Below are 23,648 nucleotides of genomic sequence, written 5' to 3' on the forward strand. Positions count from 1 at the left end.
TAGAAAACGCTTCCAATCACAAGTAAAAAAAGATTTCCTGTTATTTGTTATTGTAACACTAAATTATAAAGTTTTGGGCATGAGAATGATTCTCACACCCAAAACTTTTGTCACTGTTTGTCGCTCAAAGCTTGATGTAAATTTTGAGCGACATTCTGAGGTAGACCTGCTACTTTGAGGTCCTCAATACTAGCGGCCTTCATTTTTTTTATTGAACCAAAAGTGCGTAGTAATTTGGTCTTACGTTTGGAACCAATCCCCTCCACAGTATCCAAAACTGACTGGAGGCCTGTCTTTTGACGTGTTTGTCTATGAAAAGTAATCGCAAATCTATGCACTTCGTCTTGAATTCTCTGTAATAAATAAAAGGCTTGGCTATTTTTCTTTAATGGGACAATTTCGGCACTTTCACCATATAATATTTCAGAAGTTTGGTGCTTATCATTTTTACGCAACCCTGCTACCGGTATATCTAAGCCGAGTTCGTTTTCTAAAACATCGATAACACCATTCATATGTCCTTTACCACCATCGACTATAATTAAGTCTGGTAGAGGCGTCCCTTCGTTTAGTACTCGAGTATAACGTCTGCGCACGACTTCTCTCATTGATTTATAATCATCTGGACCTTCAACGGTTTTAATTTTATATTTGCGATAGCCTTTTTTATTAGGCTTACCATCTATAAATGAGACCATGGCCGAAACAGGATCGACCCCTTGAATATTAGAATTATCAAAAGCTTCAATTCTTATTGGTGTTTGAATTCCCATATAGTCGCCTAATTCTTCTATTGCTTTTACAGTGCGTGACTCATCTTTAGAAATTAACTCAAATTTATTTTCTAAAGTAACTTCTGCATTATGATTTGCTAAATCTATCATTTCTTTCTTTTTACCTTTAATCGGTTGTACGATTTTTGTATCAACTACAGATTGAATAATATCACGATCTAAATGGTTAGGTACATGTACTTCTTTGGGCATTAAATGTTGATTCAATTCATAGAACTGTCCAATAAAGGTATAGAATTCTTCTTCTGCAGTCTGTTGAATCGGAATCATCGTAGCGTCTCTTTTAATCATATTGCCTTGCCTAATAAAAAATACTTGAATACACATCCAACCTTTGGAAACACTATAACCAAAAACATCTCTAATTGTATTATCCGAAGTCGTGATTTTTTGTTTCTTAGTTAAATTGTGAATATGTTGAATTAAATCTCTATATTCTTTTGCTCTTTCAAAATCTAATGTTTCACTTGCTTCTAGCATCTTCTGTTCTAAATTTTTTAGTATCGTTTTATCTTCACCATTCAGAAAATCAGTAATTTCTTTTGTCATTTCTGCGTATTGATTTAACTCTACTGGGTAAACACAAGGTCCTAAACATTGACCAATATGATAGTATAGACATAATTTATCCGGCATTTTATCACATTTTCTAAATGGATATATACGGTCTAATAACTTTTTGGTTTCTTGTGCAGAATAGGCATTAGGGTATGGACCAAAGTATTTGCCACTCCCCTTTTTCACTGTACGTGTCACTATTAATCTTGGATATTTTTCTTTTGTTATTTTAATAAATGGATAACTTTTATCATCTTTGAGTAAGATATTATAGCGTGGTTGGTATTGTTTAATTAAATTTAATTCTAGAAGTAAGGATTCTGTTTCACTTGAAGTTACAATAAATTCAAAATCACGAATTTCCCCAACCAAACGTGTCGTCTTTGCATCATGTGCACCAGTAAAGTATGATCTCAACCTATTTCTTAATCGCTTCGCTTTACCTACATATATCACTTGGTCATTGCGATCTCTCATTAAGTAACAACCAGGTTCCATTGGTACTACTGTCAATTTCTGTTTGATTTGTTCTTGGTAAGTTTCCACTCCAAATCCCTCCTTCCAATTATTTTTCAATTCAACACTTCATCTACTACTAAAAACTATAGATATCACTTCATCTACATTATATATGTACTCAATCATAATTAACAATGTATTAAAACGCTACAAATTGAAAACTGGGACATTAAATGAATTAATGTCCCAGTCTTATGGTAGATGCTTATAAGTGTTTATCTAATACTTCTGCTAAGTTTTCTTTAGGTTGGAAACCTACTACTTTATCTACTGGTTCTCCATCTTTAAATACGATTAAAGTTGGAATACTCATAACTTCAAATTTAGCAGCTGTTGATGGGTTTTCATCTACATCTAATTTTAAAATGTTAGCTTTACCATCATAGTCTCCTGCTAATTCTTCTAATACTGGAGCTATCATCTTACAAGGGCCACACCATGTTGCCCAAAAATCTACTAAATTAACACCTGATTGAATATTTTCATCAAAGTTTGAATCTGTTACTTTTACGATTGCCATAAATGCCAATCCTCCTTAAATTTCAAATGATGAAGAAATTATAACAGACTTTATATTATTCTGCATACCTCTTGCTCACGATTATTTTAATTCTGCTACGGTAACACCAAATCCACCTTCGCTTGGCATTCCGCTTCTATATGATGACACACTTTTGTGACGTTTTAAATGATTTTGTACGCCTTTTTGTAAAGCGCCCGTACCTTTCCCATGAATAATGTAAACTTGCTCATAATTACTTAGCACCGCTTGGTCTAGATATTGGTCTACAGCAACCATAGCTTCATCATAACGATAACCACGTAAATCCAGTTCCATTTTAATACTTTGTCTATTTTCACGTTTAATCATTTTAGTTGGTTGTTCTTTTGTTTTTTTAGTTTTCTCCAAATCTTCTATAGGTAATTTCATTTTAATGATGCCCATTTGTACTACAGCTTCATCATTACCTATCATTTCTAGCACTTCACCTTTTTGTCCATATGTGAGTACTTTCACTTCATCACCAGCTTTGATTTCATCCCATTTTTTCTTTTGTATATTTTGTTTAATAGATTTAGCTTCATATTGGTCATCAAGTTGTTTCTTCTTATCGATTAATTCATGTTCTTTTACGTCTGCACCTTTTTTATCTCTGAGTTCACGTAATTCTTTTAATATTTCATCCGCTTCTTTTGTAGCTGATTTCACGCGCTGATTAGCTTTTTCTTTAGCTTCTTCTAGCAGTTGCTTTTCTTGATTTTGATATTTTTCATATTGTTTAGCTAATGACGCATGGGTATCTTGTGCTTCCCTCAATAAATGATCTAATTCTATGCGCTGTTCATCCACACGTTTAGAATTATGTTCGAGAGAAGCAATCATTTCATTAATCTCTTGCTCATCTTGACCAATCATTGATTTAGCTTTTTGAATAACCTTCATATTTAAACCTAATTTTTTTGAAATATCAAATGCATTTGACCGACCTGGTACACCCATTAATAATTTATAAGTAGGACTTAATGTTTTCACATCAAATTCTACACTCGCATTCATTACACCATCTCTATTATAACTATAAGCTTTTAATTCAGGATAGTGTGTCGTAGCCATGACAAGAGAACCTATATCATGTACATAATCTAATATACTCATAGCTAAAGCTGCACCTTCACTAGGGTCTGTCCCTGCACCGAGCTCATCAAAGAGAATCAAGCTATCACGTGTTGCATGTTTCAAAATCTCTACAATATTCTTCATATGTGATGAGAAAGTAGAAAGTGATTGCTCAATAGACTGTTCATCTCCGATATCACAATATACATTTTCAAAGATACTTAATTTACTTCCATCTAATGTTGGAATAAGCATACCTGATTGGGCCATCATAATAATTAAACCTAACGTTTTTAATGTAACTGTTTTACCACCAGTGTTAGGTCCAGTAATAATGACTGTTTCTATACCATCAGCAAACTCAATCGTATTCGCTACTACTGTGTTTCTGTCTAATAAAGGATGAAACGCTTTGGGTAAGTATACTGTTCTTTCCGTCGTAAATTCTGGCTTCGTTCCTTTGATGGACCGTGCGTAACGCGCTTTTGCAGTTAGAAAATCAATTTGTCCCATAATAGACTCTGACACTAAGCATGCATCAGCTTCTTCAGCGACTTGGCCTGTAAGTTCAGTAAGTATGCGCTCACGTTCTACTGCTTCATCGTTACGTAAGCGACTAATTTGGTTACTCATTTCTACGATAGATGATGGCTCAATGTACAGTGTTTGTCCAGAAGCAGATTGATCATGCACTATACCATTAAAGTCTTGGCGATATTCAGCTTTAACTGGTATAACATTGCGCTCGTTACGTACAGTGATGATAGCATCAGATAGTTTTTTTTGATTGGCCTGACTTTTTACTATTTTATCTAAATTTTGCTTTATTCTTTGTGTAGCACTAGAAATCTTGCTGCGTATACCTTGCAATTCATAACTCGCATTATCAAACAAATCATAGGCATCACATTTTTGATGAATATTTTGATATAAATCAGATAAAATTGGCAATTGTTCCATTCTGTCATTGAGAATTGGATAATTTAAATCTTCTTCTTCTAATAAACTATTATAAAAAGTTTTATACTGATTTTGTATTTGTATTAATCTTTTAATTAAATTCAATTCACTTACATTTAAAACGCCACCAATTGTTGCTCTATGAATAAGTGGGGATATTTTGGCCAAACCACTTAGACTAGGCATGCGATGTTTGTTATAAATTTGCGAGATTTCATCTGTTTCATTCATTTGAAATTCAACAGTATGAAAATCAGTCGCTGGTGTCATCTCTTTAACTTTTTCTATACCTATATCACTCATCGTTTCTTTTTCAACGAGTGCTTTTATTTTATCGAATTCTAAGACATTTAATGATTTCTGTCTCATACGATCCCTCTATTTCTTCATTTTAATATTATTTGTAATTAGCGATTTAAATGCCTCACGAGACATTGTATTTATCACTCTGTCCTTTTTAACTAAACCTTTTTGTGCAGTGGCTACACCATATGCCATAAATTCTAAATGATCAATATGATGGGCATCTGTATTAATCGTTAACTTCACATTAGGATGCTTTTTCACCGCCTCTGCATTTAAATCTAAGCGTTTGGGGTTAGCATTGATTTCTAATATCGTATTGGTCTCTTCAGCAATTTCACATAAACGATCAATATCAGGTTCATAACCTGGTCGTCTGCCAATAATACGTCCTGTAGGATGTGCAATGTGTCTCACATATGGATTCCGACATGCGTTTTCTAATCGTTTCATAATTTCTTCTTGAGATTGATTAAAGCTTTGATGTATAGCTGCGATTACATAGTCCAATTGTGCCAATACTTCATCATCATAGTCTAATCGACCATCTGGAAGTATATCCATCTCAATACCAGAATATATATCAATTTCATCATATTTAGCGTTAAGTGCTTTTATTTCTTTATTTTGACGTAATAGCTGCTCTACTGACAAACCATTAGCTACTTTTAGGCTTTGAGAATGGTCTGTTATAACCATAAACTGTCGTCCTTTGGCAATATTAGCTTGGACCATTTCTTCTATATCAAATGCACCATCACTATACGTGGTATGCATGTGTATATCTCCATTAATGTCCTCTAATTTAATGATATCTGATAAATCTTTATCAAATTCGCTACCATCTTCTCTAATTGAAGGATCAATCCAATTCACACCAAAATGTTCATAGATTTCTCGCTCACTTTGATATTGTAACAATTCTCCATTCGCTTTTTCTATACCATATTCGCTTACTTTTTCATCATTCGCTTTTGCTAATTGACGAATGCGGATGTTGTGATCTTTGGATCCAGTAAAATGTTGTAAAGTATGATAAAACGCTGCTGGCTCTATCAATCGGAAATCGACGCCTATTGTCTCGTCATCATAAGATAACTCTAAAGATACTTTAGTTTCGCCAACAGCCACTTCTTTTACTTTGTTTGGTATATCAAGTAATGCTTGCTGTACTTTTAACGGCTGCTTGGTACTAATGATATAATCTAGATCCTTGCTCATTTCTTTAAAGCGTCTAAAACTACCAGCAACTTCAAATTGATCAATATCGTCTACAGTTTCTAGATAAGCCTTAATCTCATAATTTAATCCACGCATTTGATCTATTGGATACTGATCTTTTTTTGCGCCCAATGCTTTTACTGCTTCTAATATATTTTGCTCTGTTTTTTTGGCAAAACCACTTAGTTCACTTACTTTACCCGCTTCACAGGCTTGTTGTAATGATTCTTTGCCATCAATGCCTAATGCTTTATATAGCTTAGCTATTTTCTTACTACCTAAACCTTGTATTTTCAATAACGGAATTAATCCTTCTGGCACTTCTTGCTGTAATGCTTCAAGCGTAGATGATTTCTCTTTCTGACGATATTCATCTATAACCTCTCCAACACCTTTGCCTATACCTTTTAATTCCGTAACATCTTCAATTTGGTCAAGCGGTCGCTCATCTATTTCCAGGCTTTGTGCCGCTTTTCTGTATGCCGAAACTTTAAATGTATTTTCACCTTTTAATTCCATATAAGTAGCTATTTTTTCTAATAATTGAATAATATCTTTTTTTGTCATTATCTTCACTCCATAAAAAAAGATCAAGACAAAATACTGTTACACGTTCATCAGTAAATCGATTATGTCCTGACCTCCTATATTTTAAAAACGCTATATATCCATTACAAATGTCGATACATACGGCATATGTATTACCATGTAGGTTGCAACAATTGACTTAGCTAATTGTTGTTGTATGATTTCTAGTGGATACAGTGCTACACCATATATTAATGTTGAAGTTATTATTATTGATGATATTACACTCATCACTACACCGATTATACGACTCATTAAATGTAATGATTGATATTTAAGTATATTATCAAATATGACGATAATACCATAGCATATCATTTTAGTGACGGTTGCTATAATTAAGAAAGCAATAATATGATCAAAACGTTGCTGTAGATTATCAAACTGAAATGTATAATTCAAATCATATGCACGGGTTTTAGGGAATGGTACGAATAATTCTAACCGTTGTGAAATAATCATATATAATCGATGTGCTACCCATAATGAAAATAGTGTCGAACATAGGTGTAGGCAACTTAACCACGCACCTCTTCTAAAGCCTATCATTCCAATATAGATAAAGATTAACACAACAATTAAATCAATAATCATTCTTCTTCACTATTTCGCAATTGTGCAATTTCTTGTTGCAAACGGTAATTCTCTTCTTCTAACTGTACTTTTTCGTGCATAATATTTACCGCCGTTAGTATGGCCTTTCTCGTTGTATCTAGGCCAGCACTTTTACTAGATAACTCTTTAAGTCTTTCATCAACTAAATGTGCGACATAACGGATATGCTCAGGATTGTCTTCACCGACAATTGTATAATGTTGATCATTGATAGTTACGTTAATCCGATTTTTAAACTCACCCATATTATAACTCCTGACTTTAATGTGTATTTCTGAATGTATTTTGGTTGAATCGCTTAGATTTATAGTTGTTAAATTAGAATATTTATCACGAACGATTATACACGACTGAATATTATTTTGTAAGAGGTGTGATTTGTTATATTTGAAATATTTTAATTTTATTCCATTTAGCTAAAGTTAAATAGTGTTTTTCATATGCATGATTATTGTTATTGAACAACGGTAGCTCACTCATTTACAGATATGATATGATAAACGTTATCTGAACAAATATTTAAGTATTTTAATAAAGTGAGGCCAAAACATGACAAATGTTGTACATAAATTAACCCATCAAGATATTCAACTGCTAATGTCAAAAATTCAATTTAATACAAATCAACTTCCTCAAGGAATGAAAGCCAAAACAAAATATAAAAACACTTCTATTTCCATTTATAATTCGAATAAAGTTATGTTTCAAGGTAACGATGCTGAAGTGATAGCAGCACAATTATTACCTCATATTGCCCAACAACAAAAATCTCCATCGAAACCAACAAGTTCCAAACAAACGATACAATATAATAAATATCAGTGTATAGGCAGTGATGAGGCTGGTAGCGGCGATTATTTTGGTCCCCTTACTGTTTGTGCCGCCTATGTATCTAAACAAAATGTACAAGTATTAAAAACACTGGGCGTGGACGATTCAAAAAAACTAACAGACCCTAAAATTATCGAGCTCGCAGAACAACTCGTTACCTTTATACCTCATTCACTACTGACCATGCACAATGAAAAGTATAATGAAAAACAAAAAGCTGGTTGGTCACAAGTAAAAATGAAAGCTGTCTTGCACAATGAAGCAATTAAAAATGTAACACAGAAAATTAACACCGATGAACTCGATTATATAGTCATTGATCAATTTGCAGAAGCTGGCGTTTATAAAAGGTATGCCCTCACCGACTTGCCTTTGAGTAATAAAACTAAATTTGAAACAAAAGGTGAATCTAAATCCATCGCCATTGCTGCAGCCAGCATTATTTCACGCTATGCCTTTGTGAAAAATATGGACAGTATCTCGCAATCTACGCGCACTGAAATTCCCAAAGGCGCCAGTAACAAAGTTGATCTTGCCGCTGCGCGTATTATTGAGCGTAAAGGGATTGATTACTTAGATTCAATTACTAAAAAACACTTTGCTAATCGAACAAAGGCGCTGAACCTTGTCCAAAAGAAACATAACAACTAAATAATTTAATAAACAAAAACCTTGGAAGCTCACTATACGGGCTTCCAAGGTTTTTAGTTTAGTTATCTAATTGTAGCACCTTGTGCTTGTAATGCATCCAAGATATCTTCATGTACTGCATTTACTTTGTCATCTGTTAATGTTTGTTGTGTATCTAGATATGCCAAACGGATTGCGATTGATTTTTCATCTTCTGCAACATGTTCTCCCTCATAGACATCAAATACTTCTGCATTTTGTAAAATATCTCCACCATGCTCGTGAATGACTTGAACTAATTTTGCAGATGGCATATTGCGGTTAACCACTAATGCAATATCTCTTGAAACCCCAGGGAACCTTGGTATTGGTTGATAGTTAATATATCCAACAGATACTGCCATTAATTTATCATAATTGAGTTCAAAAACGTATGTACGTTTTAAATCATTATCTTTTTCAGTTTGCGGATGTAATTCACCTACGAAACCAACAATTTCACCATTCAATTTCACTACAGCAGTTCTACCAGGATGCAGACCATTGATTTCTCCAGCTTCATACTCAAAGTTTATATCTAATTTTTCAGCAATACGATCTACAAATCCTTTAGCGACAAAGAAATCTATTTCTTCTTTTTTACCTTGCCACGCGTTGACTGTGTAGTCGCCAGTTAAGATTCCACTTAAGTATTCTACTTCATCAGGTAGTTCACCCTCACCATTACCAAAGAACACACGTCCTAATTCATATAAGCGTACATCGTTGTTTTTACGTGCAACGTTATAAGCTGCTGCATCAATTAAATGCGGAATAAGACTTTGACGTAATGTTGAATGTGCCTCACTCATAGGCATTAATAGTTCTATTGTTGAACGATCTTGTAGAGCAAAGTCTTTAGCTCTTTCTTTATCTACTAGTGAATAGTTAATCGCTTGACTTAAACCTGCACCTTCTAGGGTTGCTTTTACAATACGTGATTTAGACTGTCTATCTGTTAAAGCACCATTGGTTACATCTTCAAAAACAGGTAATGTAGAAGGGATTTCATCATATCCATATATACGTGCAATTTCTTCTATTAAATCCTCTTTAATTGTAATATCTTTACGTCTTGATGGTACCATGACTGTCAGTACATCTGAATGGTTTGTTGTTTCAAAACCTAATTGCACAAATATCGATTCAATATCAGTTGCTGAAAGTTCAAAACCTATTGTTTTATTCACTTTGTCCACTGATATTTCTATAGGTGTCACAAATTGACCTAAGTCGCCTTCTGCAACACGTCCCTGTGAAACTGTTCCACCAGCGTAGCTTTGTAATAAATAACACGCTCTATCTACAGCTTCATCAACAAACTCTGTAGCAATACCTTTTTCAAAACGGCTAGATGCTTCACTTCTTAAATTTAATTTTCGAGAAGTGTGACGGATTGACACTGGATCAAATATCGCGCCTTCAATAACTACATTGGTTGTTTCTTCAGTCACTTCTGAGAAATCCCCACCCATAATACCAGCAATGGCAATCGGTGTTGTACCATTCGTTATAACGATATCAGTATCTTGTAAAGTTCTTTCTTGGTCATCTAGTGTTGTCATTGTTTCATTTGCCTTCGCTTGACGTACTTCAATTTGAGTAGAGCCAATGTGATCTTTATCAAAGATGTGTAAAGGTTGACCATATTCTAATAGTACATAGTTAGATATATCAACGACGTTATTGATTGGTCTAATACCCGCTTTAATCAAACGCATTTGCATCCATTCTGGAGAAGGTGCAATTGTCACGTTATTAACAACTCTAGTACTGTAATATGGTACTTTATCTTTATTTTTAACGCTGACGTTGATTTCATCGGAAGTCTGTAATGAAACTTCATCGCTTTGTGTTTCTGGCTTTGTCATTGGTACGTTATACAGTGCTGCTGTTTCATAAGCAGTACCTATCATGCTTAATGCATCTGCTCTATTTGGTGTTAAATCAAATTCCATTACTTGGTCATTTAAGTACAATGCCGTTAGTGCATCAGTTCCAGGTTTAACTGCAGATGAAAATACATAGATACCATTTTCAAATTGTTTAGGTACTAAGTTATTTGGGACGCCTACTTCTTGAAGTGAACAAATCATACCTTCTGAGCGTTCTCCGCGCAATTTAGCGCGTTTAATTTTCACTCCGCCTGGTAATCTTCCACCTACTGTAGCAACGATCACTGTTTGACCTGCATCCACATTAGGTGCGCCACACACTATTTGTACTGGTTCTGCTTCACCAATATCAACTTGGCAAATATTTAATTTATCAGCATCTGGATGAGGCGTCTTAGATTGTACATAACCAACAACTAATTTTTTAATGTCTTTTGTATAATCGACAATATCATCCACTTCGATACCCGTACGTGTAATTCTCTCCGCTAATACATTAACTGGTTGGTCAATATCTACATAGCTTTCTAACCATTCTTTTGAAATAAACATTAAATTTCACCTCTATCTTCTACAGCTTTAAATTGATTTAAGAAACGTACATCATTTGTATAGAAATGACGAATATCTTCTATACCATATTTCAACATTGCTATACGGTCTGGCCCCATACCAAACGCGAATCCACTATATTTATTAGGATCAAAACCTGCCATTTCTAAAACATTCGGATGTACCATGCCGGCACCTAAAATCTCAATCCAGCCTGTTTGCTTACAGACATTACAACCAGCACCGCCACATTTGAAACATGAAACGTCTACTTCCACAGATGGTTCAGTAAATGGAAAATAACTTGGACGTAAACGAATTTCTCTATCTTCACCAAAGAGTTGTTTAGCTAATAACTCTAAAGTCCCTTTTAAATCGCTCATTTTTATATTTTCATCCACTACTAAACCTTCAATTTGTGTGAATTGATGGCTATGTGTCGCATCATCAGAATCACGACGATACACTTTACCCGGGCAAAGAATTTTTACAGGCCCTTCGCCTTTGCGCTGTTCCATTGTTCTTGCTTGGACTGGAGACGTATGTGTTCTCATAAGTGTTTCTTCAGTAATATAAAAACTATCTTGCATATCTCGAGCTGGGTGTGATTTAGGTAAGTTTAATGCTTCAAAGTTATAATAATCTTGTTCTACCTCAAAACCATCTACAATTTCATAACCTAGCCCTAAGAATAAATCCTCTATTTCCTCTACAGTACGTGTTAAGGGATGCTTAGCACCAATAGATATTTTTCTACTTGGGAGCGTTACATCAATTTTTTCCTCTTGCAATTGTTGTTCTAATTGCTCGTGGGCTAATAATTTACGACGTGATTCGATTTCACCTTCAATGGTTTGTCTCACTTCGTTAACTTGTTGACCATATGCTGGCTTTTCTTCATTTGGTAAATCTTTCATATATTTCATTAAACCAGTTACTGACCCTTTTTTACCTAAATATTTTACCTTAACATCTTGTAGCGCTTTTTCATTATGTGCCTCATTGATATCAACGATTGCTTGCTGTTTAATATCAGCCATAGCTTCTGTTTGTGCCATACTTTGCCTCCTAGTTAAAATACACTCAATAATTTTAAAAATATACTTTCAAAATACAAAAAAAGACTTTCATCCCTTGAAACTGGGACGAAAGCCTTCCGTGGTACCACCCAAATTTATGCCTACGCATACACTTGTTGTCATTGATAACGGAAATGAAATCCGACTTAAATCTCTTTAAGTAACCAAAAAGGTGAAAAAAACTAAAAACAGCGGAACATCTCTCAGTCTCTGGATATTCTCCCTTCTACTACTGTATAAATTAGTTTACGTCTTTTTATCGGTTGTTATTGTCTTTGTCATAACATTAATTATATTATATACGATTTTTGATTACAGGGTCAACCTTTCAAATGGTACATCACTATACTACCTGCAATAGCTACATTTAAACTCTCTGCTTTCCCATAAATAGGTATTGTCAAATTTTGAGTCGTTTTGTTTAACAAATCAGCATTTACACCTTCGCCTTCATTACCTAAAAGAAGCGCAAAGTGATCCTGACTTGGTATTTGTTGATAAGGAAGCGCATTTTCTAATGCTGTTCCATAAACATTACCTTCAAATTGATCGATAAACTCACTTAACTCCTGAGTAATAATAGGAATGTGAAATACACTTCCTTGGCTTGCACGTAACACTTTGTCTTGATATGGGTCAGCCGTCCCTTTTTCAAGTACGATAAGGTCTAACCCAGCAGCATCAGCCGTACGTATTAAAGTCCCTAAATTACCTGGATCTTGAATACAATCTACAAGCAATACTTGTTTAGCCTGTGTCGTTTCAGGTACTGGTTTTTCAATTACTGCAAAAAAACCTTGCGGCGTTACTGTTCCAGATAAACTTTCTGCTACTTTAAGATTAATTTCAAACACTTCTTCAGCGTAAGTCATTAATCTCTCATCTAATCTTTCTACGTCAACTACAAACAGTTGTTTAATTTTGACTGTGCTTTGATACGCTTCTTCAATCAGATGATAACCTTCAATAAGTGCTTGACCAGTTTTATCTCTATCACGTTTCTTTTTTAATTTATTTGCATTTTTAACTTTACTATTTTGAGCCGAAGTAATCATTTCCATAGCATAGCCTCTTTATTTTAAATTTTTAACTTCTGAATCTTTGTGTGATGTTTGTGCTGATACTTTTAATAAATGCCGAAAAATAATTGTCTTTATTTACTAAAATATTATCTCCTGTATAGGTTACTATATCACCTTTTTCAGGTGATGCGTAATTATGTAATTTTATTTTTAATGTCTGCGCCATTTGTAAATCATTACTATCCATTACTTGAAAATGTACGTGTGGTTCAGATGAATTGCCTGAATTTCCAACATTTGCAATGTGTTGACCGCGTAGTAATTCATCGCCCTTTTCTATTTTAAAAGAGTTAGGTTTTATATGAGCAATCATACTATACTCATGTCTGCTGTGTTGAATAATAATATAATTTCCTTCTGGATGATTGGTATTTATTTCACCAGGTACACCATCTGCAATACCATCCACAATTTCTACTACCGTTCCATTAGCTGGAGCTAAAATTGGTTTATTATAAGCGTAGTAATTCTCGCATAATTGTGGATTACCTTTATACGTCATGCCTTGTTCCACACGAATTAAATCGAGCGCATGTCTTTGATGTTTATAATGATAATGCGTATTTAACAATACATTATCCCCACCAGACCATACAAGCCAATCTTGTACAATAGGTAACGTATAAGTTTGCCTTGTATTTTTACTTACATGTATATGCTTAAGCGGGATTAATACCAAACTAATAATTTCTTGATATTTATTTAAAGTTACACTCACCCCAGAGGTCATCTTACTATCAAACCAAATATATTCATCTTGATGATTTATATGTATATGTTTATATTGTGCGTTCGTTGCCCGAATACGATTGTACTCTTCTAATAACTTTGTTAATTCTTCAAACGACGATACATCTTGAAAATCATCACTAAAATGATGATATATCCAATTGACATCATTATTTTCTATTCTATTCATAATTATTTGCGCGTTAATTGTCTCCATATCTTCACACAACCCATCACTTGATATCTTTTTTATTCATGTATAAAATAAAAAATCGCTCAAAAATTATCAAGTGAATAATTAATGAACGATAATCGTCGACCTATATTAGGTCATTAAATTAATAAAAATTTATTTTGATACAACGTCTTCACCATTGTATGAACCACAGTTCTTACATACGCGGTGAGATAATTTGTATTCGCCACAGCTTGGGCATTCTGTCATACCAGGTACTGAAATTTTAAAATGCGTACGACGTTTATTTTTTCTCGTTTTTGACGTTCTTCTTTTTGGTACTGCCATGATATATCCTCCTTATATTCAAACACTAAATAGATATTTTCAGATTCAATAATCTATTATACTATAGATTACACAAATCTGCTATTGCTCTTCGTCATATAGTTGTTGTAATTTTTGAAGCCTAGGATCAATTTGCTTAGAATCAGATTGCTCTTGTTCTTTAGCATCATCAATCGCTTGTTCTTCGTCAATAACTTCCCAACCATTACCTTCTCGTAACATCTGATCGCTTTCATTTGAAAAAACACGCATTGGCTTTTCAATAATAACAAGTTCTTCAGCAATATTCTTTAGATTTATCATACCGTCTGTTGCATCATGATAATGTTCATCATCTTCTGCGTCATTGCTATAACGTTCATAACCTTCCAAATCAAAAATCTCTTGAGATTTGATATCTAATGGAGCTTCTACCGGAACCAAAGTACGTGCACACGCCATTGTATATGTTCCCGTGATATGCATATCTGCAATGACTTCATTTGACCTTACGGTTAATTCACCAGCAATATCAATATCAGATAGATCTATTAAATCTAATGATTTTACTAAATGATCAAAATTAACCGTTTGATGGAATTCAAATGGTTTATCTTGGAATTTTCTTAATTGTGTTATTGACCATTTCATATGGCTTCACCTCTAACAAGCACAAAATTTATTTTAACTTTATAGATATAAGTTGTCAAGATTTTTTCTTAACACATTCACATCTGTTACAATATCTATAATGAATTCTGAAAGGAAGAATTGCAAATGAAAAGCGTTGCACTAATCACAGAATATAATCCTTTCCACAATGGTCACTTATACCATGCCCAGAAGTCAAAGTCAATCACTGGCGCTGACATTTCTGTCGCAATAATGAGCGGACACTTTGTCATGAGAGGCCAACCAGCAATTTACAATAAATTTATTCGCACACAGATGGCTTTAAGCGCGGTAGACTTAGTTATAGAATTACCTGCATATGCTACGTTATCTGCCGGCCCCTATTTTGCAGAAGCTGCAGTCAAAGTGGCTGACTATTTATCGATTGATCATTTATCATTTGGAAGTGAAGCTGGTAATATTGATGCCTTTACATCACTTGCAAACGATATTGAAAGTGTCGAAAATTCCCAACAATTTATCACAAAATCCAAAGAAGGTAAAAGCTACCCTCGAATTTTAAGTGAGCTAGTATCAGATAACACCTTACTCTCATCGCCTAATAACACTTTAGGTATTTCTTATGTAAGAGCAATCCGAAAATGGGCTCCAACAATTCAACCATGGACTTTAAAACGTGAACAAAGTTCACATCACGATGCCGTTATTACAGGGCTTAATTTTGCAAGTGGCACTTCAATTCGCAAATCGATCAAAGATGGCGAAGAACTATGGAAACAAGTAGTTCCACAGCATCTACATGACTTATATGATCAGCCAGCAGTAGAACTTGAAGATACCTTTCATTTTATAAAGTATGCAATATTAAGCAATGATTTAAACAGTCTTAATCAAATATATACGATGAGTGAAGGTTTAGAACATCGTTTGAAGCAAGTCATTACTCAAGCAACTTCTTTCGAACATTTAATGACCTTACTTAAGACAAAAAGATACACTTACACACATCTCCAACGTGTACTCATGAATATCTTACTAAATTTCAAACAAAACCATGCTCCTACGAATATCAATGCTGTGCGCGTACTAGGCATGAACCAAAAAGGGCAACAATATTTGAAAGCATTGAAAAAGAATTATCCGGAACGTCACTTTATAACGCAAGTAAATAAAAAAAATGCACATTTCTTCTCAGATGAAATTCATGCTACAAAAATTTACAACTTATTATCTCAAGATACTGCAACTGATTTTAATACACCAGTCATTCGTGTATGAAACGTGAATCACTCAGATTCAAGCTTATTTTCCTAATATATTAAGTTAACAGGGTAAGGAAAAGGATGATTGCTATACTTTAATACAGCAACCATCCTTTTCCTTACGACGCTAACGCCTATGATTTTCCCTTTAAAAGTATCCTTATTTTTTGAACTTCTCGTTCAATGCTTTTTCAACGTGAACTGGCACAAAATCAGAGACATTTGCTTTATAAGCAGCAACTTCTTTTACAACGCTCGAACTAATAAAAGAATAATTCGTACTCGTCATCATATACATCGTTTCAACATTACTATTTAGTTTCTTATTCATCGATGTCAATCGCAATTCATATTCAAAGTCACTGACCGCTCTCAAGCCTCTGATAATTGTCTGAGCACCGATTTGGTCACAGAAATCTACTAATAATCCATCGAAATGATGTACTGTAACATTATTTAAATGCTTGACTGACTCTTTTATTAACGCGATACGTTCTTCAATTGAAAATGTACCTGATTTACTACTATTCTTCAAAACACAAATATGAAGTTCATCAAAGCGATCCGCACTTCTATCTATTATATCAATGTGTCCATATGTTATTGGATCAAAACTACCAGGAATGACTGCTTTAGTTGTCGACATTTTTATCTCCTTTTTCTAATAACAAAGTATCTGTCAAACCATAATGATAACGCTTAATCACTTGGAATGGCTGAGTGTTTATTTTTTCATGATGATTGAACTCACACACGATAATACCATTTTCTTTTAATAAATTAAACTTTGCGATACCTTCCAAAGCTTCGTCAATCAATCCTTTGTCATAAGGTGGATCTAAAAATATCACATCAAATTGAATTTCTCTTTTAGAAAGTGCTTTCAGTGCACGATCAGCATTATTTTTGTAGACTTCAGCCTGCGCTTCAATATTCAAATGTTTTAAGTTAGCTTTAATGACTTTAACAGCTTTAAAATTTTGATCAACAAAAATCATTTTATCCATACCTCGAGATAAAGCCTCAATTCCTAAAGCCCCACTACCAGCAAATAAGTCTAATCCTATGCCAGATACTTCATGAAGACTATTAAAAATACCTTCTTTCACTTTATCCATAGTCGGTCTCGTATTACGTCCTTCTATACTTTCTAGTGCTTTACTCTTATGTATTCCTGAAATCACTCTCATATTATTTACACTTCCATTCCTATAACAAATTTTATATAATTCATATTGCATGATAAGGAGGACATTAATAATGAAACAAGCATTTATTCAGCTTGGTGAAGGCTTAACAGACTTATTTGAATTTAATACCTTGATTGAATATAACTTTCAACGTATAGACCACATCATCTATTTTCATACCCCTACTTCGGAGAAAAAACTTTCCTCTGTGGCAATCATTATGAAACCAACGAGTGGTCAGCATTTTCAAGCAATGTACATGATGGTTAACGCTTTAAAATATCCATACCCAACGCCTAACAAAAAATTCGAGCTCATTAATGCACAAGCAGATCGCTTTGACATTGACATTAAAGGCATTGATGTCCAGCCTCCTGAAGCATTTCATGACCTTGATTTATACTACAATTACTTAATCAGCGTATTAAGGTTACAAAGATGGATACCGCCTTTACAATAAAAATCAACAAAATAAAGCCACCGTAGACAATCCATTGTGCTATTGTGGCTTTATTTAATTTCAATTTCAAATAGATAAATACTATCTTTACTTAAACATTCAACTTAAATGATTTGAGTTATGAAATTTCATGCTGTTCTTTTTCATATACTTTTTCTAAATATTTATATGGTGAGCCTTCAATGTGCTTCACATATTTGAGTTTAATAAGTTTCCCGACAATTTGATCCGCTTCTTGTTCATTGATATACATAACAACATAGCGCTGTTGTCTATTTGTACTGACAATGTGCCCAAACTTTCGTACTTGTCTTTCGTGTTTCATATGTTTCAAATATATGATTAAACTTGTTCTAGGTACAGTTTGCATTTTATTATCACTCCAATTATTAGCCCTTATATAATATCATGTCTTTTTCATTTTATAAATAACAATTATTTTGATGTAACTCTAAGTTTTGCTATATTACTCTATATACATAAAAGAGGAGGATTGTTCATGGCAAATTTCAACAAATTATTTAAGGGTGCTTTTTTAAGTACGGTTGGTATAGTCAGTAGCTTGTTTTTTATAAATAGATATAAAACCAAACCTAAGCCTCAAAGCATACCCGCTTTCTTTTCAAAACCTGCCCCATATATCTTAGCACATCGTGGTGGTATGGCAGTTCGACCAGAAAATACTAAACTCGCTTTTGATAATGCGGTAGCTCATAATATAGATGGTTTCGATATAAGTATTAGAATAACGAAAGATAATCAATTAATCGTTTTTAATGATACAGATGTCGATCGAACAACTAATGGTTCAGGAAAAATCTCAGAGCACACATTTGATGAATTACAAAATTTAGATGCTGGTTACCATTATACTGATATTAATAACTTTAAACCCTATGAAGCACATCCAGATGCACGTATTTTATCATTGGATGAACTATTAGATTTATACCCCAACCAAGTGATAAGTATTACTTTAAGTGATAATCCCAATCATTCACATGGTCAACTCGTACCTGAATTATTATATAAGATAATCGTAACACATGGTGCTCAAGAACGTGTCTTGGTATCTAGTGCTTATCAAAAACACATTGATCAAATTTCCAAATTAAGCAATGGTTTTATCGCGATTGGCGCTAGACCTTGTGAGATTGCTGAAGGTTTTTCTAAATTTAATTTAGGCTTAGGACATATGTTTCAAACAAATGCACATACTTTCCACATGCCAATATCCGTTAAAGGTATTAAATTAAATTCACCAAGATTTATTCATTGGCTAAATGAACGAAATATTGTACCAAGTTATTATGGGGTCAATAACCTTGACCTTATGAATGATTTACTATTCCATGGTGCCCATACGCTGATCACTGATCGTCCAGATTTAGCCGAACGCTTTAAATTAACATATCACTAAAAAATAAAAGCTTGGATATCACATTAAGATATCCAAGCTTTTATTTTATTCGTGATGACTTCCGGCTTACTATATCTGTATTAAAACATTTACAAACGTTACAACGAACAACTACAAGAGCCGCCAGTAGCACAACCACTTGAATCCTTTTGGAAAAATGGATTGCCCGTTTCAATTTTCACATTTTCAGAAACAGCATATGCAATTTTTACAATCACTTCATCTATCAAATTTTGTAGCGCTACTTCTTTTTGTTTATAGTCCATTACCACAGGTAACATTTCATATGCGCGCTTTCTTTTTCGTGTATCAAGCATCACACTTTGATAATCCGGATGATATTTACCAAAACGCATAATTTCATCGTATTTGTCCTTCGATTTCAAAAAAGCTTGGTATAGGAGATGTGCTTCATCATTTGTTGCTAATGCTTGTTCCGCTAATTTATATTCATTATAAACACGGGATGCTACTATTTTATCGCTAAGTGCCTCTATATCATCCAGTACAGTTAATGTTTCTTCGGTAATCATAATTACAAATCTCCTTTCTATTTTTCTTCCACAAATATATTGGTATAGTAGCCATTCATGACTTCTCCACCCATTTCATTATATTTAGAATTCAACATTCTTGACCTGTGTATATCTGAGTTTAGCCAACTGTGTATCAATGTAGGTACATCATTAAAATCATAACCTACGTTTTGACTACTTGATACAAATGACACGTCTTGTTCATTAAGCTGCTGTTTTAAGGCATCTTCTGTGAATTCGACACTATCTGCTCCTGTTGCTTCATACAAGTTAAATGAGGCTATGTGTGCAAGTGTGTTGTTAATTTTTAATGGTTTGGCATCTTTGAGTTTTCTCATTTCATTTGTTATTTCATAAAGCGTCATCAATTGGTTTGAACTCTGTTCATAAGGTAAATCGCCATGCTTACTTTTAACTTCCTTATCTTCTTTAGAAGTTAACATTTGATATGGTTTAAATGCCGCTAATGCTTCACTATCTAGATATCTTACCGCTACAATTTTATTAGTTTGTTGATCTATATATATTTGAGCATATATATTTTTGAACTTAACTAATGTTTGTGTTTTCATATCTGAATCAGACAATTCTAATTCATATTTTTTTCCATTAGCATTGATTGTAGGTTCTGGATTAATACTAAATTCTTCAAAAACATGGGATGCACTATCAGAAATATGTAATGGATTCACTTTAGCATTTTTCCCTGTTGCATAAACAGATTTGATAATGCCACGTTTTGTTGTCACCAAATAATATTCATCTTTTTGTTTAAAGACATAGGTTTTAAAATTATTTTTATATGGATACACCCGATCTGCTTGTCCATATTTATCAGTTAATCTATTTAAACTTTTACCTACCCACGTACCGACACCTTCTTTGGGCATAGGATTTTCAACATTCGATTCTTGTTCTTTAAAATCTTTATTTTGTGTAGATTTAGTTGAATCTTTATTAGGATTTTCCAAGACATCAAATTTTAAACGTGGCGAGTAAAATAGATAAATCAAAAAACAAATCAATAATAATACACCAATAACTTTAATTATTAGCTTTTTCATCACTCACCCACCTATATTTCTCTTTTGTTTATTGTACATGTTTCATTATGTTACAAGCAAGGCATGTCATTGTAAATTCTTTATTAAGCTATAAATCACTATATCAATTTAGATATTACAAAGTAGACGTGATTCATACTACCTTTCGGGTATACATAAAATTAAGAGGTGAATTTTTATGGAAACTATCCGCATCCACGGAGCAAAACAAAATAATTTAAAAAATATTTCTGTTGATATACCCAAACATCAAATAACTGTCTTTACTGGTCGCTCTGGGTCAGGTAAATCTTCATTGGTCTTTAGTACTATAGCTGCGGAATCCGAGCGGCTTTTAAATGAAACATATTCCACGTATATTCAACATCAGCTGACTCAGTATTCAAAGCCAACAGTAGATTTAATTGAAAATTTACCTGTTGCAATGATCATTAATCAAAAAAGATTAGGTGGTAATTCTCGTTCCACAGTGGGTACGATATCTGATATCTATGCTTCAGTAAGACTGTTATGGTCTCGCATTGGGGAGCCCTTTGTAGGCTATTCAGATATTTTTTCTTTCAACAATCCTAAAGGAATGTGCGAAACTTGTTCTGGTCTGGGGTATGTCGAAGATATTGATCTAAATGAATTACTAGACTTTGACAAATCATTAAATGAAGATGCCATTCGTTTTCCCTCGTTTAGACCTGATAGTTGGCGAGGTAAACGTTATTTATACTCAGGCTTATTTGATAATGACAAAAAACTCAAAGATTATAGCAAAACAGAACTTGATACATTACTTTATACAGAACCAACAAAGTTAAAAAATCCACCTGATAATTGGCCGAAAACTGCGAAATTTGAAGGGCTCATACACCGTTTTAGGCGGTCTTTTTTACTCAACGATAACTTTGAAAAAAATAAATTTAAAGACGCTATTGATCGCATTGTAACTTCAAGTCAATGCCCAAATTGTAAAGGCAAAAGATTACATCCTAATGTTTTAAAGTGTAAAATCAACAACTATGACATAGCAGATTTCACAGAATTATCAATTGATGATGCAATTACATTTATTAAAAATATTACTTCTGATAAAGCGAAAGTTATCATCGAGCCACTACAACAACAATTAGAATCCCTGAGTTACATAGGACTCAATTATTTAACTTTATCTAGAGAGACTACTTCTCTTTCTGGTGGTGAATCACAACGGATTAAACTCATACGCCACTTAAATAGTCCGCTTACGGATTTAGTATATATCATAGATGAACCGAGTATTGGATTACATCCAGATGATATTCAACGGATTAATGAGATGATTTTATCTTTAAAAAACAAAGGGAATACTGTTCTCGTCGTTGAACATGACCCAGATGTCATACGCATTGCCGATTATATTATAGATTTAGGACCACTGGCTGGTAAACATGGCGGCGAAATTACATTTACAGGTAGTTATCAATCATTAATTCAATCGGATACCAGTACAGGCATAGCTTTAAGGCGTTTACATAGCCTTAAGGCACATCCACGGCAAGCAGAAAAATTTATCCAATTAACACAAATATCTCGTAATAATTTAAAAAATGTGTCAGTCAACATACCTCAACAAGCTATTACAGTCGTGACTGGTGTAGCAGGATCTGGCAAGAGTTCTCTTATACGCGCTGGATTAGAACATCAAACAACCACAGTCTTTATTGACCAAAAACCAGTACACGCTTCAAATCGTTCGAATTTATTAACTTATCTAGATATATTTGATGAGATGAGATCTTATTTTAGCAAGAAAACAGGTTTAAAAAAATCGATGTTTAGTTACAACTCCGAAGGTGCTTGTCCAGAATGTCATGGTAAGGGTATTTTAAAAACCGAATTAGCTTTTATGCCTGACTTTACTCAAACCTGTGACGTTTGTCATGGTAAACGGTATAAACCCGAAGTATTAAATGCTACTGTGAATGGTTATTCCATTGCAGATATCCTTGCACTTACAGTAGATGAAGCTATAGACATTTTCCAATCAACACCCACGATTTCTGAACCTTTAAATGCACTGACATCAACAGGGTTGAATTATATGACTTTGGGACAATCACTTGATACATTATCAGGAGGAGAAATTCAACGCGTTAAATTAAGTAAATACCTTACAAACACCGTTCAGCATCACACGTTTGTGTTTGATGAGCCGACTACAGGTCTACACGAGGATGATATTCCAATTTTACTAGAATGTTTTGATAGACTTATAAAAGAACAGAATACTGTCATTATTATAGAACATAATTTAACAATGATGACATATGCAGATTGGATTATAGATATAGGCCCTTATGCTGGAGAACAAGGCGGTAAACTGCTTTATCAAGGTTATCCTCAAGGGCTAATAGAAATTCAAGAATCTGTAACTGCTAAGCATTTAAACAATTATCTATCATAATAATAGAAATGACCCTATACCACATACAATGAACTCATTTTTAATTTTCTTTTAGCAATTTAAAAAGGTAAGCAATCCTAATGATTGCTTACCTTTTTAAATATCATTCTTATATGCCTATTATTTCGTAAAAA

The 23,648-nt window shown here is 33.7% G+C and carries 22 protein-coding genes; 5 read left to right on the forward strand and 17 right to left on the reverse strand.

The features are described from left to right. Positions 1-110: 110 nt before the first annotated feature. From uvrC to zapA, 6 genes are all read right to left on the reverse strand, one after another. Complete coding sequence (uvrC, locus tag QMO72_RS08930; protein ID WP_103267902.1) at positions 111-1,898, reverse strand: excinuclease ABC subunit UvrC; 1,788 nt, start codon at positions 1,896-1,898, stop codon at positions 111-113. A 178-nt stretch (positions 1,899-2,076) separates the two neighbouring features. After that, positions 2,077-2,391 carry a thioredoxin gene (gene trxA / locus QMO72_RS08935; protein ID WP_069824333.1) on the reverse strand — a complete coding sequence of 105 codons (315 nt, stop codon included), beginning with the start codon at positions 2,389-2,391 and terminating at the stop codon, positions 2,077-2,079. A gap of 81 nt (positions 2,392-2,472) precedes the next feature. Next, positions 2,473-4,818 carry an endonuclease MutS2 gene (locus tag QMO72_RS08940; RefSeq protein ID WP_103267903.1) on the reverse strand — a complete coding sequence of 782 codons (2,346 nt, stop codon included), beginning with the start codon at positions 4,816-4,818 and terminating at the stop codon, positions 2,473-2,475. Positions 4,819-4,827: 9 nt separating this feature from the next. Then, a complete protein-coding gene (gene polX, locus QMO72_RS08945) occupies positions 4,828-6,540 on the reverse strand; it encodes a DNA polymerase/3'-5' exonuclease PolX (protein ID WP_103267904.1) in 1,713 nt (570 codons plus the stop codon). A 93-nt stretch (positions 6,541-6,633) separates the two neighbouring features. Then, positions 6,634-7,155, reverse strand: coding sequence for a CvpA family protein (locus QMO72_RS08950; protein ID WP_103267905.1), 522 nt, complete (start codon positions 7,153-7,155; stop codon positions 6,634-6,636). Next, a complete protein-coding gene (zapA, locus tag QMO72_RS08955; RefSeq protein WP_046836142.1) occupies positions 7,152-7,421 on the reverse strand; it encodes a cell division protein ZapA in 270 nt (89 codons plus the stop codon). The genes QMO72_RS08950 and zapA overlap by 4 nt, the downstream gene beginning before the upstream one ends. Positions 7,422-7,725: 304 nt before the next feature. On the opposite strand from zapA, the gene rnhC reads away from it, so the two are divergent. Next, positions 7,726-8,658, forward strand: a complete 933-nt coding sequence (rnhC, locus tag QMO72_RS08960) for a ribonuclease HIII (RefSeq protein WP_103267906.1) — start codon at positions 7,726-7,728, stop codon at positions 8,656-8,658. 62 nt (positions 8,659-8,720) lie between these two features. On the opposite strand, the gene pheT is transcribed toward rnhC, so the two are convergent. The 6 genes from pheT to QMO72_RS08990 form a co-directional block, all read right to left on the reverse strand. Then, a complete protein-coding gene (gene pheT, locus QMO72_RS08965) occupies positions 8,721-11,123 on the reverse strand; it encodes a phenylalanine--tRNA ligase subunit beta (protein ID WP_103267907.1) in 2,403 nt (800 codons plus the stop codon). Further along, positions 11,123-12,181 carry a phenylalanine--tRNA ligase subunit alpha gene (gene pheS, locus QMO72_RS08970; RefSeq protein WP_069824339.1) on the reverse strand — a complete coding sequence of 353 codons (1,059 nt, stop codon included), beginning with the start codon at positions 12,179-12,181 and terminating at the stop codon, positions 11,123-11,125. Before pheS ends, pheT begins: the two co-directional genes overlap by 1 nt. A 341-nt stretch (positions 12,182-12,522) precedes the next feature. Next, complete coding sequence (locus QMO72_RS08975; RefSeq protein ID WP_103267908.1) at positions 12,523-13,263, reverse strand: TrmH family RNA methyltransferase; 741 nt, start codon at positions 13,261-13,263, stop codon at positions 12,523-12,525. A gap of 25 nt (positions 13,264-13,288) precedes the next feature. Next, the gene (locus QMO72_RS08980; protein ID WP_103267909.1) at positions 13,289-14,230 is read right to left on the reverse strand and encodes a M23 family metallopeptidase; all 942 of its coding nucleotides are present in this window, start codon (positions 14,228-14,230) and stop codon (positions 13,289-13,291) included. 132 nt (positions 14,231-14,362) lie between these two features. Beyond that, positions 14,363-14,536 carry a 50S ribosomal protein L32 gene (rpmF, locus tag QMO72_RS08985; RefSeq protein ID WP_002507971.1) on the reverse strand — a complete coding sequence of 58 codons (174 nt, stop codon included), beginning with the start codon at positions 14,534-14,536 and terminating at the stop codon, positions 14,363-14,365. 81 nt (positions 14,537-14,617) lie between these two features. Then, complete coding sequence (locus QMO72_RS08990) at positions 14,618-15,166, reverse strand: YceD family protein (RefSeq protein WP_103267910.1); 549 nt, start codon at positions 15,164-15,166, stop codon at positions 14,618-14,620. A gap of 126 nt (positions 15,167-15,292) precedes the next feature. Between QMO72_RS08990 and QMO72_RS08995 the strand changes: the two genes are divergently transcribed. Further along, positions 15,293-16,426 carry a nucleotidyltransferase gene (locus QMO72_RS08995; RefSeq protein ID WP_103267911.1) on the forward strand — a complete coding sequence of 378 codons (1,134 nt, stop codon included), beginning with the start codon at positions 15,293-15,295 and terminating at the stop codon, positions 16,424-16,426. A gap of 144 nt (positions 16,427-16,570) precedes the next feature. Here QMO72_RS08995 and coaD read toward each other — a convergent pair whose 3' ends face one another. After that, on the reverse strand, positions 16,571-17,056 hold the full coding sequence (coaD, locus tag QMO72_RS09000; RefSeq protein WP_103267912.1) for a pantetheine-phosphate adenylyltransferase: 486 nt from the start codon (positions 17,054-17,056) through the stop codon (positions 16,571-16,573). After that, positions 17,043-17,600, reverse strand: a complete 558-nt coding sequence (rsmD, locus tag QMO72_RS09005; RefSeq protein ID WP_103267913.1) for a 16S rRNA (guanine(966)-N(2))-methyltransferase RsmD — start codon at positions 17,598-17,600, stop codon at positions 17,043-17,045. Before rsmD ends, coaD begins: the two co-directional genes overlap by 14 nt. Before the next feature lie 70 nt (positions 17,601-17,670). Between rsmD and QMO72_RS09010 the strand changes: the two genes are divergently transcribed. Then, positions 17,671-18,060: a DUF7147 family protein gene (locus QMO72_RS09010; protein WP_103267914.1), complete on the forward strand. Its 390-nt coding sequence runs from the start codon at positions 17,671-17,673 to the stop codon at positions 18,058-18,060. Between the two features lie 118 nt (positions 18,061-18,178). Here QMO72_RS09010 and QMO72_RS09015 read toward each other — a convergent pair whose 3' ends face one another. Beyond that, positions 18,179-18,430, reverse strand: coding sequence for a YlbG family protein (locus QMO72_RS09015; protein ID WP_046836131.1), 252 nt, complete (start codon positions 18,428-18,430; stop codon positions 18,179-18,181). A gap of 129 nt (positions 18,431-18,559) precedes the next feature. On the opposite strand from QMO72_RS09015, the gene QMO72_RS09020 reads away from it, so the two are divergent. Beyond that, entirely contained in the window at positions 18,560-19,480 is a 921-nt protein-coding gene (locus tag QMO72_RS09020; protein ID WP_103267915.1) for a lysophosphatidylglycerol phospholipase D, read from the forward strand. A gap of 98 nt (positions 19,481-19,578) precedes the next feature. Here the strand turns inward: QMO72_RS09020 and QMO72_RS09025 are convergent, their stop codons facing one another. Then, positions 19,579-20,013 carry a YlbF/YmcA family competence regulator gene (locus QMO72_RS09025; RefSeq protein ID WP_069824347.1) on the reverse strand — a complete coding sequence of 145 codons (435 nt, stop codon included), beginning with the start codon at positions 20,011-20,013 and terminating at the stop codon, positions 19,579-19,581. Positions 20,014-20,030: 17 nt separating this feature from the next. After that, complete coding sequence (locus tag QMO72_RS09030) at positions 20,031-21,080, reverse strand: CAP-associated domain-containing protein (protein ID WP_069824348.1); 1,050 nt, start codon at positions 21,078-21,080, stop codon at positions 20,031-20,033. Positions 21,081-21,258: 178 nt separating this feature from the next. Here QMO72_RS09030 and QMO72_RS09035 point away from each other — a divergent pair, with 178 nt between their 5' ends. Continuing rightward, on the forward strand, positions 21,259-23,514 hold the full coding sequence (locus tag QMO72_RS09035) for an ATP-binding cassette domain-containing protein (RefSeq protein WP_103267916.1): 2,256 nt from the start codon (positions 21,259-21,261) through the stop codon (positions 23,512-23,514). The last annotated feature ends 134 nt before the right edge of the window (positions 23,515-23,648 follow it).

It is taken from the genome of Staphylococcus casei (genome assembly GCF_030294405.1).
Classification (GTDB): Bacteria; Bacillota; Bacilli; order Staphylococcales; family Staphylococcaceae; genus Staphylococcus; species Staphylococcus succinus.

Coding starts and splice junctions, on each gene's coding strand:
- trxA (WP_069824333.1), bottom strand. CDS start 2,391: ATGGCAATCGTAAAAGTAACAGATTCAAACTTTGATGAAAATATTCAA.
- QMO72_RS08940 (WP_103267903.1), bottom strand. CDS start 4,818: ATGAGACAGAAATCATTAAATGTCTTAGAATTCGATAAAATAAAAGCA.
- polX (WP_103267904.1), bottom strand. CDS start 6,540: ATGACAAAAAAAGATATTATTCAATTATTAGAAAAAATAGCTACTTAT.
- QMO72_RS08950 (WP_103267905.1), bottom strand. CDS start 7,155: ATGATTATTGATTTAATTGTTGTGTTAATCTTTATCTATATTGGAATG.
- zapA (WP_046836142.1), bottom strand. CDS start 7,421: ATGGGTGAGTTTAAAAATCGGATTAACGTAACTATCAATGATCAACAT.
- rnhC (WP_103267906.1), top strand. CDS start 7,726: ATGACAAATGTTGTACATAAATTAACCCATCAAGATATTCAACTGCTA.
- pheT (WP_103267907.1), bottom strand. CDS start 11,123: ATGTTTATTTCAAAAGAATGGTTAGAAAGCTATGTAGATATTGACCAA.
- pheS (WP_069824339.1), bottom strand. CDS start 12,181: ATGGCACAAACAGAAGCTATGGCTGATATTAAACAGCAAGCAATCGTT.
- QMO72_RS08975 (WP_103267908.1), bottom strand. CDS start 13,263: ATGGAAATGATTACTTCGGCTCAAAATAGTAAAGTTAAAAATGCAAAT.
- QMO72_RS08980 (WP_103267909.1), bottom strand. CDS start 14,230: ATGGAGACAATTAACGCGCAAATAATTATGAATAGAATAGAAAATAAT.
- rpmF (WP_002507971.1), bottom strand. CDS start 14,536: ATGGCAGTACCAAAAAGAAGAACGTCAAAAACGAGAAAAAATAAACGT.
- QMO72_RS08990 (WP_103267910.1), bottom strand. CDS start 15,166: ATGAAATGGTCAATAACACAATTAAGAAAATTCCAAGATAAACCATTT.
- QMO72_RS08995 (WP_103267911.1), top strand. CDS start 15,293: ATGAAAAGCGTTGCACTAATCACAGAATATAATCCTTTCCACAATGGT.
- coaD (WP_103267912.1), bottom strand. CDS start 17,056: ATGTCGACAACTAAAGCAGTCATTCCTGGTAGTTTTGATCCAATAACA.
- rsmD (WP_103267913.1), bottom strand. CDS start 17,600: ATGAGAGTGATTTCAGGAATACATAAGAGTAAAGCACTAGAAAGTATA.
- QMO72_RS09010 (WP_103267914.1), top strand. CDS start 17,671: ATGAAACAAGCATTTATTCAGCTTGGTGAAGGCTTAACAGACTTATTT.
- QMO72_RS09015 (WP_046836131.1), bottom strand. CDS start 18,430: ATGCAAACTGTACCTAGAACAAGTTTAATCATATATTTGAAACATATG.
- QMO72_RS09020 (WP_103267915.1), top strand. CDS start 18,560: ATGGCAAATTTCAACAAATTATTTAAGGGTGCTTTTTTAAGTACGGTT.
- QMO72_RS09025 (WP_069824347.1), bottom strand. CDS start 20,013: ATGATTACCGAAGAAACATTAACTGTACTGGATGATATAGAGGCACTT.
- QMO72_RS09030 (WP_069824348.1), bottom strand. CDS start 21,080: ATGAAAAAGCTAATAATTAAAGTTATTGGTGTATTATTATTGATTTGT.
- QMO72_RS09035 (WP_103267916.1), top strand. CDS start 21,259: ATGGAAACTATCCGCATCCACGGAGCAAAACAAAATAATTTAAAAAAT.